At 67.5% G+C, this 11,583-nt stretch carries 8 protein-coding genes; 1 reads left to right on the forward strand and 7 read right to left on the reverse strand.

Annotated elements, in window-relative coordinates:
* The 6 genes from Q4I23_RS24730 to Q4I23_RS24755 all read right to left on the reverse strand — a co-directional run.
* A partial coding sequence (locus tag Q4I23_RS24730) for a polysaccharide deacetylase family protein (RefSeq protein WP_498527972.1) occupies nt 1–950 on the reverse strand: 950 nt, incomplete at its 3' end.
* Nucleotides 951–1,066: 116 nt separating this feature from the next.
* Entirely contained in the window at nt 1,067–2,194 is a 1,128-nt protein-coding gene (locus Q4I23_RS24735; protein ID WP_498527973.1) for a glycosyltransferase family 4 protein, read from the reverse strand.
* An 80-nt stretch (nt 2,195–2,274) separates the two neighbouring features.
* Nucleotides 2,275–3,483, reverse strand: coding sequence for a glycosyltransferase family 4 protein (locus Q4I23_RS24740; RefSeq protein WP_498527974.1), 1,209 nt, complete (start codon nt 3,481–3,483; stop codon nt 2,275–2,277).
* 7 nt (nt 3,484–3,490) lie between these two features.
* Nucleotides 3,491–4,423 carry a glycosyltransferase family 2 protein gene (locus Q4I23_RS24745; RefSeq protein ID WP_498527975.1) on the reverse strand — a complete coding sequence of 311 codons (933 nt, stop codon included), beginning with the start codon at nt 4,421–4,423 and terminating at the stop codon, nt 3,491–3,493.
* Nucleotides 4,424–4,484: 61 nt separating this feature from the next.
* Nucleotides 4,485–5,822, reverse strand: coding sequence for an O-antigen ligase family protein (locus Q4I23_RS24750; RefSeq protein WP_498527976.1), 1,338 nt, complete (start codon nt 5,820–5,822; stop codon nt 4,485–4,487).
* A gap of 282 nt (nt 5,823–6,104) precedes the next feature.
* Entirely contained in the window at nt 6,105–7,550 is a 1,446-nt protein-coding gene (locus Q4I23_RS24755; protein WP_454017177.1) for an exopolysaccharide biosynthesis polyprenyl glycosylphosphotransferase, read from the reverse strand.
* Between the two features lie 847 nt (nt 7,551–8,397).
* On the opposite strand from Q4I23_RS24755, the gene Q4I23_RS24760 reads away from it, so the two are divergent.
* Nucleotides 8,398–9,879, forward strand: a complete 1,482-nt coding sequence (locus tag Q4I23_RS24760; RefSeq protein ID WP_454017176.1) for a lipopolysaccharide biosynthesis protein — start codon at nt 8,398–8,400, stop codon at nt 9,877–9,879.
* Between the two features lie 75 nt (nt 9,880–9,954).
* Here the strand turns inward: Q4I23_RS24760 and Q4I23_RS24765 are convergent.
* A partial coding sequence (locus tag Q4I23_RS24765; protein WP_498527977.1) for a cellulase family glycosylhydrolase occupies nt 9,955–11,583 on the reverse strand: 1,629 nt, incomplete at its 5' end.

Here is an 11,583-nt window from a genome sequence, read left to right on the forward strand (position 1 = left end):
GTTATAGTCTCGTGGGCTCGGAGATGTGTATAAGAGACAGACGCCGCCGGTAGCGGATCGCCGTGCGTCGGGGCGGGGTTCGGCGCGCTGCCGCCGTTCTTGCGCTTGCGCAGCCAGGCCGGGATTCCGGTCACCTGGACCGACAGCCAGTCCACCGCGGCGTCATCGGAAATGGGCACGGCGTGCAGCCGCAGCGGATCGGCCTTCGGGCCGTTCCAGCCCGGATCGATGGTGCGCGCGGTGCGGTAACCGGCCTGCCGGATGATCGCCACCTCGCGGTCGCTGAAATCGCCGTTGGGGAAGGCGAAATGGCGGCAGGGCAGGCCGGTGGCCTCCTCCAGCTCGGTCTTGCACAGCGCGATCTCCTCAGCGCAGCGCTGGTCGTCGCATTGCAGGAGGATCGGGTGGGTGCGGGTGTGGGCACCGTAATCGGTGACGGCGGCCAGATGCCGGACCTCGTCCCAGGTCAGCGACTGGCGGTCGGCGCCTTCCAGGTCGGGATCGTCACCGGCCTCGGCGAGCCGGCGGCGGCGCTCGGGGTCGGGGAGGCGCTTCAGCGTCTCGGTGCCGATTCGCCCGGCGGCGGCGGTCTTCCACCAATAGGGGCGGGCGGTGCCGACCACGCGGCTGCACAGGTAGATGGTCGGACGCACCCCGAATTCCTTGAACAGGGGTTCCAGGCGGGCGTTGTTGCGGTGGCCGTCGTCGAAGGTGACGACAAGCGGATAGGGCGGCAGGTCGCCCCACCGCCCGCTCTCCAGCGCGTCTGCCACCGCGTCCAGCGTGGTGAAGCTGTAGCGTTCGGCGTACCAGGCGAGGTGCGCGCGCATCACCTCCGGGTCCGGATCGTGATACACGACGATGGTCACGTTCCGGCGCGCGAACAGATTTCGGAACAGGGCACCGACTCCCGTCCAGCGCACGATTCCGGCCGCGATGGCTTGCTTCATGGGGATTGGACCTCTGCTGTGTGTCCGGTCCTTTGTTCACGGCTGGCAAGGCGGTTGCGGACCGGTTGAAAGGCAGGACGGGCCCGGTTCGGACCGGGCCCGGATCGGCGGGGTCGTCAGCCGGAGCGAGCCCGGCGCGGCCCGATGGATGCCGTGGGCGCCGGCTCGGACATCCAACCGCGGGCGTTGCGGCGGTAGATCTCCACGATGCGTTCCCGGTAGACGGCGATGTCGAACTGGCGTTCGAAGCGGCGGCGGGCGCCCTCGCCCAGCCGGCGGCGCAACTCCGCGTCGTCGATCACGCGGGCCAGCGCCTCGGCCAGGGCCGTCCGGTCGCCCGGCGGCACCAGCAGGCCGGTCTCCTCATCGGCGATGGCGTCGCCCACGCTGCCGACCGGAGTGGCGACGATGGTCAGACCGTTGGCCATGGCCTCCAGCACCGACATCGGCAGCCCCTCGAACATGGAGGGCTGGACCAGCACATGGGCCTGCACCAGCTCCTTGCGGCAGCCGGTCTGGTCGAGCCAGCCGGTGAAGCGCACGCGCTCCCCCAACCCCAGCGCCTTGGCCTGCGCGCGGTAGGCCTCCAGGTCGCCGTCGCCGGCGATGGTCAGTTGCCAGGAGCGGCTGCGGCAGGTCTCCGACGCCAGGGCGTCCAGCAGGACGTCGATGCCCTTCAGCTTGATCAGGCGGCCGAGGAACAGCAGGCGCACCGGCCCGTCCTCCGCGCGCTCCGGGATCGTCTCCGGTCCCGGCACGGCGTTGTGCAGCAGGGTCGCGCGGCGCACGGCCGGGAAGGTGGTGACCACCCAGTTGCGCCAGTATTCGCCCAGCACCACCACCTCGCTGGTCATCTCCATCATGTGGCGGATGGCCCAGCGGGACAGCGGCTTGGCGTCCTCGTAATGCTTCGGGAAACGCCCGCCGTGCAGATGCAGAACGACCGGCACCCGGAACAGCGAGGCCATGGCGACGATCAGCCCCTTGCGCAGCACGCTGCCGTACTCGGCCATGTGGATGTGCACGAGCTGGGCCTTGCCGGTCGCGAAGCAGCCGAACAGGCGCAGCAGCGCGGCGGCGAAGTAGAAGGGCATCAGATGGAATTTCGCGTTCGGCCCGTAGCTGTCGATCACCTCGAACTTCACGTCGGGGCGGTTCTCTCGTAAGTCCGTCGTGAAGTTGTCGACGATTCGCCCCATGCCGCCCTTTTCGAGCGTGCCGCCGGGTGAAACGATGTAGATCATATCCGCTCCTGACTGTCGCGCTCCCCTCGCGAAGCTTCAGGGAGGAAGGAATTAAAGGACCCCACGGGAAAAATGGGTTCTTACTGTCGGCCCGCGCGGGTCAGCGATGGCTTGGCCGCCGCAGCGTCGGGCAGTGCCCCCAGCGAGGGGCGCCGAACGGCGTCGGGGCGGTTCAGCTCCGCATAGATGTCCTGAAGGCTGCGGCCATAGGACTCGATGACGAATTTCTCCAGGAACAGCCGACGCCCCTCCGCCGACAGGCGCGCGTAGAGCGCCGGCCGGGTGGCGAGGTCGCGGACCGCGTGGGCCAGCGCCTCCGGGTCGTTGACCGGGACGATGCGCGCCGTCTCCCCGTCGGTCAGCACCTCCGGGATCGAGCCGACCGGGGTGGTGACGACGGGCATGCCGGTTGACAGCGCCTCCAGGATCACCATGGGCAACCCCTCGTGGGTCGAGGGCAGAAGCAGCATGTCGTGGTCGCGCAGGTGGGCGTGCGCCTGCTCGCGGGAGATCCAGCCCTCGAACCGGCATTCGCCGTCCACGCCCAGCTCCGCCGCCATGCGGCGGTAGCCCTCGACGTCGCCGCCGCCGCCGATGGTCACGCGGAAGCGGAAGCCCCGGTCCTTCATCAGCCGGCAGGAGCGCAGCAGCGTGCCTATGCCCTTGCGTTCCGACAGGTTGGCGAGCACCAGGAGCGACACGATCGCCCCCTCCGGCGGCGCCGCGCGGACCGGCAGGTCGGCGCCGATGTCCGGCACCGCGTTGTAGAGCACGCGCACCTTGTGCGGGTCCGTCCCGACCGACTGCACCAGGAAGTTCCGCCAGCTCTCGCCCAGCACCAGGGCGATGCCGCAGCGGTCGAACAGCCAGCGGCTGATCGCGCGGGACACCGGCCCCTTGTCGAAATACTCCATGAAGGACGCGCCGTGCAGATGCACGACCGTGGGGCAGGAGAAGAGGCCGGCGAAGAGCTGGACCACCGCCTTGCGCCAGACGCTGGCGTTCTCCGACACGTTGATGTGCACGACCGACGGGCGGCGGCGCAGCATCAGGGCGCCCAGCCGCGCCAGCGTGCCGGCCAGATAGACCGGCGACAGAAGGGCGCTGCCGGTGCCGCGGGTGTCGAGCACCACGGTTTCCGGGGCGGCGGGGCTGTTCCGGAAGGCGTCGACGATGTAGCCCGTCATCCGCCCGATCCCCCCGCCGCCGTCGAGCGCGCCGGGGGTGGCGAAGACAATGCAGGCGCGGGACGCCTTTTTGCGCCGGAAACCCCTGTCGATCAAACCCATTCTGCCCTCACGCCGCGCCGGGAGCCGAGAAGATGGCCTGACGCAGCCGGCGCCGCAGCCCGACCGGCATCAGCGAATGCATCAGGAAGGTGGTCAGCGCCATCGGGGTCGGTGCGCCGTCGCGCAGCGCCGATTTCAGGATGCGCTTGCGCACCGCCGGGGTGCGTGCCGCCTGCTCCCCGCCGGTGGCCTGGAGCAGCAGGCTGGCGTAGGCGCGGGGCGACAGCCGGGGCCGCACCGACTCCGCCCAGTTCAGGGCCATGTCGATGTTGTGGCAGGTCGACAGGGTGATGCGGTCGGATTCGGTGTAGTGGATCGCCAACACCTCCGGCACGGTCACCAGGGCGCAGCCTTCGATCTGCCCGCAGGAGATCAGCCACTCCCAGTCGTCGAAGGCCGATTTCGGAATCGGCTGGCGCTGGAGCAGCGCCTTCGGAGCCAGCAGGGTGGTGGTGGGGGCGAAGGTCTCGCCCTTGAACAGCCCGTGGCGGACGAACAGATAGTCGCCAATCCGGTCCCGCGGGGTGCACAGGCGCCGCGGCCATTCGAAGTCGCCGCGGGCTGTCACCACCTTGCAGCGGCAGCTCATGATCGGATAGCGCACGCCGGGCGGGCGGGCGGCCATCTGCAGGGCGATCTTGCCCGGCATCCATTCGTCGTCGTCGTCGAGGAAGGCGATCCAGGCGCCCTTCGCGCGGTCCACGCCCAGATTGCGGGCGCCGGCGGCGCCGCGGTTCTGTTCCAACGCGATCACGGTCAGCCGCGGGTCGCCGAACGCCCTCAGGCGCTCCTCGGTGGCGGGGTCGGGCCCGTCGATCACGACGACGACCTCAAGCGGGGCGTAGGTCTGGGCCAGGGCGCTCTCCACGGCCCGCGCGACCATGTCCGGCCGGTTGCGGGTGGGGATGACGACGGTGACCATCTCGTGTGGGGACGTCATGACATTACCTTCTGTCGCGACGGAAATTTCGGGGGGCGGAACATGAGGGGGCCTCCTTCCGTCAGCCGGGCCGGGCCGGACCGCTCCAGCCGGCGGCCGGAGGCCCGCCGTAGGAGGTTCCGTAAGGGGAAGAACTGGCGAAGCCGGCGTTGTACGCCTGCTGCTGGTCCTGCATGCGGGCCTGCATCTTCGCCCAGCGGCGGCGCTGCACGAGACGGGTCACCGCGATCACCAGCACGATCCAGTTCAGGGAATGGCGCTCCAGGAACACGCTCTCCGACACCGAGATCAGCAGCAGGGCGCAGCCGACGGTGAAGATCCAGGCGGGCTCGGCGCGGTTCTCGCTGTAGCGGATGGCGCCAAAGCCCTGGATCAGCAGGCGGCCCATCAGCATTGCCGTCAGGATCACGCCGGGCAGGCCGAGGTCGAGCCATGCCTCCATCCACCCGTTGTGGGCGGAGTTGATGCCCCAGCCCTGGGTGAAGGTGCTGCCCGGACCGTAGGCCCCGTACCAGTAGGCGCCGTAGCCCCAGCCGAGCAGGAAGCGGTCCTGGATGGACATCAGCGTGTGTTCCCACAGCACCGTGCGCCCGGTCAGCGTCGGGTCGCGGCCCAGCATGTAGAGGATGTCGTGCCAGAAGGTCGTGCCGCTGGTGATGCCGACCACCGCGACCAGCAGGACGAAGGCCATGGCCGGCGCGAAGCTGCGGATGCCGCCGCGCACGAAGCCGCTGAACAGCAGAAGGCCGGCGACCAGGATCGAGGTCACCAAGCCGGTGCCCGACCGGCTCATCACGATCAGCAGCAGAGCCATCAGCAGCAGCGGGCGGACCACCCAGCGCTTGCCCTCGCGCGTCCAGTCGAGCCAGAGCAGGCAGAGCACCAGCCAGACCATCATGCGGCCCGTGACGTTCTTCTGCCAGAAGATGCCCTTCCAGGCGCCGACATGCTGCTCGTGGTCGAGCCCGACCGCCGGCATGGCGAAGACCGAGGCGTAGGACAGCACCATCAGGATCGACAGGCCCGTCGCCAGCATCCGGACGATCTCCGGGAAGGTGTAGCGCAGGGCGAGATAGACGGCGAAGGCGGTGGTGAACAGGAAGGCCACCGCGCGGCGCAGCGTCACGTCCGGGTAGATCGACCACAGGGCCGACAGGAAGGCCAGCGCCACGATCAGCGATACCGCCGGGCTTCCCGTCGGGATGCGGAAGGCCAGGCTGGGCCGCAGCGCGATCAAGCCCAGGATCATGACGTAGACGGCCATGAAGTAGATCACCGCGCCCGGCGCGTCCGGATCGGTCGTGCCGCCGCCGGTCAGCAGCGCCGGGAGCACCGACCCGCCGAACGAGACGATGCAGAAGACGGTGATGCTCTTTTCCAGAACTTCGAGGACTTTCATGGGGCCGCTGTTCCGGTGAAAAGGGCTGCTATGGCAGTGAACGCCCATGACGGGCGCACCGCATCGTTCTCTGAAGATGCCAACCCGATGCCCGGACCTGTAGCCGGGCGGAGGCATTAGGCCTAAGGAGGCCGTCCCCGTCGGGGCTACCTCCGGTTGGGCCACCCACCCCGATCTTGCGGGTCCCGCAGGGCATATGCAGCCCAGGTCCGGAATGGACCCCAGAAAAGGGAAAGCCCCTCTCCCGGGTGGGAAGAGGGGCCTGGATGGGGCGCCGCAGGGTCATGACCCGTCGCCCTTGAGGACGATCACCGCGGTCTTGCACAGGATGTAGAAGTCGAACAGCAGGCCGCAGTTGCGGACGTAGAAGACGTCCATGGCGACGCGTTCCTGGAAGGTGGTGCGGTGGCGTCCCGACACCTGCCAGTAGCCGGTCAGGCCCGGACGGACAGAGCCGATGACGTCCGCGGAGGCGCCGACCTCCGGCAGTTCCTTCGGCATGTAAGCGCGCGGGCCGATCAGGCTCATGTCGCCCATCAGGATATTCACCAGTTGCGGCAGCTCGTCGAGCGAAGTCTTGCGCAGGAAGCGGCCGACCGGGGTGATGCGCGGGTCGTAGGTCAGCTTGTGGTAGGTCATGTACTCTTCGCGCATCTTCGGATCGTTCTCCAGCAAGCGCTGGAGATGCTCCTCCGCGTTGATGTGCATCGAGCGGAACTTCAGCACGTCGAAGGTCTTGTCGCCACCGGCCCAGCGCTTCTGGCGGAACATGACCGGGCCGGGGCTGTCCAGACGGATCGCCGCGGCGATGCCCAGCATCAGCGGCGCCACCGCCACCAGCAGGATGCCCGAGAGCAGGATGTCCAGCGCGCGGCGGATGCGCAGGTAGCTGGTCGGCGGACGGACCGAGACACGCAGGGCCAGCGAACCGTGCAGGTTGTGGTAGGTGGCGTCCACCGCGCTGACGTTGCCCTCGCCCAGCAGGCAGTAGACCTGCTTGAAGGGCAGCCGCTCGACCAGGGCGGTCAGCTCGTTCTTGTGGCGCCCGATGTCGGCGACGATGGCGGCCTGGGCCTGCTGGGCGTAGGCCGGGGACTTGGCGAGCAGGTCGGTCGAGCCGACCACCGGCAGGTTGGCGACGCGGGTCTGCCACAGCGTGTCGTCATCGTCGAAGAAGCAGACCGGACGCATCCCGAGCCAGGGCAGGCGCTGCAGCTTCTCGGCGATGGCCGCACCCTGCGGGCCGGCACCGACGATGACCACGGGGGTGCGCCAGTTCAGCGCGCTGGCCATCAGGCCGTGCACCAGCAGCAGGTCGGCGGCGTAGGTGATCGCGAAGCCGATCAGGGCGACCGACAGCGCCTCCACGAAGAAGGAGCGGAAGCCGTCCATCACGATGAAGGGCACGGCCAGCACGGCGACCGACAGCAGAGCCGCCTGGAAGGTGCGGCGGGTGCGCTCCAGATAGTCGAAGCGGCCCAGCGAATAAATTCCGAAAACCGATTTCACCAGCGGCACCAGCATCAGGCCGGTGACCAGGGCGCGCTGCGACAGGTCCGCTTCCGGGGTCAGGGTGTCGCTTCCGAACAGTTGGATGAGCGTCCAGCCGAGCAGGGCGAGCATGAAGCCGTCGGACAGCGCCAACAGCAGCCCGGGTCCCACCGTCGGCATGGCCGTCTTCTTCACCGGGGCCAGATTGATGACCGCTTCTGGGTCGAGTTTGCTCATCGCAGGTCCCATTTATGTGTGAAACGGAATGTCATCCGTCTCGCGCCTGACCTAACGCGCCGCAGCGAAAGACGGTTTCTCATCAGCTTTTTCTTTGAGTCTTTCTGTGTTCAGAAAGACACACAAATATCAGCGCTTTCTCCGCCTCTGTGCAGACAGATCAGAAGGTTGCGCTGTTCTCCACGAATTAGGATAAAGGCTGCCGTCAATCAACAAATCACAAGAGGCCTCCTCGGCCAGCGGCGATACCCCTTACATCCAGAATGGATTCCCCTGGGTGAGTTTGAAGAGATTAAGGAAAGTGGGTGACTTCGTCCGGATCATCCGGATCGGTGGCGGCGCTGCCACCGCCGCTCCCCAGCTACCCCTTTCCTTCCCGCAAATTGGAGGTATTCGGGGGATGTTCCGCGTCCCCTATGGTGGGGTGCGGCGCCGGGCGGTGGCGGCATGTCCCGAGTTGGTCTGCCTGTCCCGCCGAGACGGTGGCGCGGACGTATCCCATAAGAAACCGATCGGCGATTTCGGATGAGATAGTGTCTCCAACGCCCCGTTGATCACGGTGGAGTGCCCTCGCAGGGTGGGTGGATTGCCCGCTGGGTCTTGCCCCCACCCTTACCCTCCCCCGCTATCGCAGGGGAGGGGACTGCCGTTGCTTGGCAGTAATCTCCCTCCCCTGCGTGGCGGGGGAGGGTCGGGGTGGGGGCACAGGTTGCCATCGGGATAAGTCCGAAGAGGACGACGACGGCACCAACGCGAAATTGAAACGTCCCGGTCCGGTTCCAATCATCGGAATTGCGTTCGCGGGTGCGGCAGTGCCGCCCCACCGGTGTTCTAGGCGGAGTTCCTGATGGCGTCCGAAGCAGCGACGATCTTGAAACACGGTTGGCTGTTCATGCTGGCCAACGTGGTGAACCGGGCTGCCGGGCTTCTGCTCCTGCCGCTCTACACCCGGCTTCTCAGCCCTTCCGAATTCGGCGTCTACGCGCTGGTGGTGGTGGTCGCCGACCTGCTGGCGGTCATGCTGATGATCGGCATGAACAACGCCTTCACCGCCGTCTATTTCGAACACGCCGAGGAAGGCGACCGGCGCCGCGTCGCCAGCACCTGCCTGCTGGCGGTGGTCGGCACGTCGGTGGCGATGGTCGGGCTGGCCTGGCCGCTGGGCATGGCGGGAAGCTGGGCAATGTTCGGCGACACCGGCCATGCGGCGGTGATGGCGATTGCGCTCGCCGGCGTCGCCCTGACCACCCTGTTCGAGCTGGCGCTGGCTTACTACCGGGCGCGCAAGCGGTCGGGCCTGTGCCTGCTGGTGTCGCTGGCCAAGGTGGTGGCCCTTCTGGCCTTCAACCTGCTGTTCCTGTGGGCGCTCGGCCTCGGGGTGGAGGGCATCTTCCTGGCGAACGGCGCATCTTTCCTGGCGCTCGGCCTCCTGCTGGTGGTGGCGATCCTGAAGGACACGGGCTTCTCCTTCTCCTTCCCGATCCTGAAGCGGGTGGCGGCGCTGGGGTTGCCCTACGCGCCGCAGTCGCTGCTGGACATCGCCAACAACTTCGTCTCGCGCTGGCTGCTGAACATCCTGCTGTCCACGGCGGCGGTGGGCCTGTTCGCCTTCGGGATGCGGCTGTCGCAGATCCTCTTCATGTTCCTCACCGCCTCCTTCCTGCAGATCTGGTCGGTCAGCCGGCTGGAGTCCCAGCATGGCGCGGCGGACCACGGCCAGGCGGATTTCGTCTTCCACCTGTTCGTCGTCCTGCTGACCGGGGCCGGGCTCGGGCTGGCGCTGACCGCGCCGGAGATCCTCTGGCTGATCGCGTCGGCCGACTACACGCCGGTGCTGACCAGCATGCCCTTCCTGGTGCTGGCCTATGTGCTGCACGGGGTGCGCATGAATCCGGAGGTGGCGATCCTGAAGGCCAAGCGCGTCGGCGTGCTGCCCTGGATCTCCGCGGCCAGCCTCGCCGTGGGCTCGGCCCTGGCGCTGGCGCTGGTCTGGCAGTGGGGCCTGCTCGGCGCCGCGCTGGCCAACCTCGGGCGCGAGGTCTTCCAGATCGCCCTGACCGAGACGGTGCGCCGCCGCATCTGCCGCGACGAGGTGCCGCTGAACGCGGTGCGGATCGGCTGGATCCTGGTGCCGGCGGCCTTCGCCTATGCGGCAGGCTGGTACCTGTTCGGCACCGAGGTCGACCCGGCCTTCACAGCGGAAAAGGTGGTGCTGGTGCTGGTGTTCCTGGCAGCGGCGGTGTTCGGCCCGGGCATGGGATCGGCGGGCCGGGCGATGCTGGGCAAGCTGCTGCTGGGCCGCGTCCGCCGCCTGCAATCGGCGTCTTGAAAGCGCCCGCTCTGAAAAGGAAAGGGCCGGCGGAGCAATCCGCCGGCCCTTCCTCATGGTCCGCTTTCGCGGTCGTTACGCGGCCTGATGCTCGAGCAGCAGGTTCGCGGCGTCCACCGTCATCATGTGCGAGAAGTCGATCGCCGACAGGTCGAGCGCGGACTGCACGCCCACCGACTGCACCGTCGCCGTGTCCTGGGCCAGGCTGTGGGCCAGCAGGTCCGCCGACAGGGCCTGGGCGGAACCCGGCGGGTTGATGGTGCCGATGCCGGTCCCGTCGGCGATGGTCGCCTGTGTCGGGTTGGAGAGCTTCAGGTTGAAGGTCTCGACGCCCTCCGTCACATCGTCGCTCAGCACCTTGACGGCGACCGTCTTGGTGGTCTCGCCGGCGGCGAAGGTCAGCTTGCCGCTGGTCGCCAGATAGTCCGACCCGGCCTTGGCCGTGCCGTCCGCCGTGGCGTAGTCCACCGTCACCGTCTGGTTGTAGGCCTGGGACAGCTTCACCGTGAACACGGCGTCGGTGGTGACCGGGCTGGCGGCGGTGCTGCTGTACAGGCCGGGCTTGATGGCGTTGTACTTGTTGTAGTCCACCTTCCAGCTGTCGTTCATGATGCCGCCGGTGTCGCCTGAACCGGGGCTCCAGGCCCAGTAGGTCCAGCTCGCCCCCTGGTCGCCGGCGGCGAGGTCGATCTTGCCGTCACCGTTCCAGTCGCCGTTCATGTACTGGATCAGCTTGGGCATCCACGCCTTGTCAATGGCGGTTTCCATGCGACTGCCGAACTCGCCGACCAGGATCGGGGTCTCGTCATTCTGGATGAAGTGGCCCCACATCTGGTCCCACTTCGCCGGCATGTTGTTCGGGAAGTTGCCGGCCTTGAACCAGTCCATCATGTAGAGCGACGGGCCGTAATCGTGGACCGAATAGACCAGCTTGTCCGGCGTGTTGAACTTGACCTCGTAGTTCTTCTCGCCCAGCAGGTTGCCGCCCCACCAGTACCACTGGTTCTGATAGGTCTCGATGCCCTCGACGATCAGCAGCCAGTCCTTGTTGACCGACTGGATGGCGTTGCCGATGCGCTCCGCGGCGCGGGCCCAGTCGTTCGGGCCGCCGTCGCCCCAGGTCGCCGGGTTGTGCGGCTCGTTGTGCAGGTCGGCGCCGATGACGGCGTCGTTGCCCTTGTAACGGGTCGCCAGCATCTTCCAGTTCTCGATCATCTTCGATTCCGGATACTGGCTGGTGTACCAGAGACCGTTCTCGTTGGCCGACGCGCCGTCGCCGGAGCGGTGGTGGTCGAGGATGATCTTCATGCCGATCTTGTCGGCGTAATCGATGATCTTGTCGAAGACCTCCAGCGAGGTCTTGCCGCGCAGGTCGGGGTTCTTCGAATAGTCGATGCCGGTCGGCATGCGGCCGTTGTCGAGCATCGCGTCGGAGTAGGGCAGGCGGATGGTGTTGAAGCCCAGATCCTTCATCTGGTTCATGTGGCTCTGGTAGCTGTCCATCCACAGCCCCTGCGGCGCGAAGGCGTAGCCCTCGGACCCGAACCAGTTCACGCCGGTCAGCTTCACGGCCTTGCCGCTGCTGTCCATGATCTGGCCGCCCTCGGTGTGCAGGAAGCCCGGCGCGATGCCGGTGGTCTTGCCGGTCGGCTCGGTCACCGACCTGTCTCTTATACACATCTGACGCTGCCGACGATTATACGC

This window comes from Azospirillum sp. UFLA03-27, assembly GCF_059803775.1.

Coding starts and splice junctions, on each gene's coding strand:
- Q4I23_RS24755 (WP_454017177.1), bottom strand. CDS start 7,550: ATGAGCAAACTCGACCCAGAAGCGGTCATCAATCTGGCCCCGGTGAAG.
- Q4I23_RS24760 (WP_454017176.1), top strand. CDS start 8,398: ATGGCGTCCGAAGCAGCGACGATCTTGAAACACGGTTGGCTGTTCATG.
- Q4I23_RS24735 (WP_498527973.1), bottom strand. CDS start 2,194: ATGATCTACATCGTTTCACCCGGCGGCACGCTCGAAAAGGGCGGCATG.
- Q4I23_RS24750 (WP_498527976.1), bottom strand. CDS start 5,822: ATGAAAGTCCTCGAAGTTCTGGAAAAGAGCATCACCGTCTTCTGCATC.
- Q4I23_RS24740 (WP_498527974.1), bottom strand. CDS start 3,483: ATGGGTTTGATCGACAGGGGTTTCCGGCGCAAAAAGGCGTCCCGCGCC.
- Q4I23_RS24745 (WP_498527975.1), bottom strand. CDS start 4,423: ATGACGTCCCCACACGAGATGGTCACCGTCGTCATCCCCACCCGCAAC.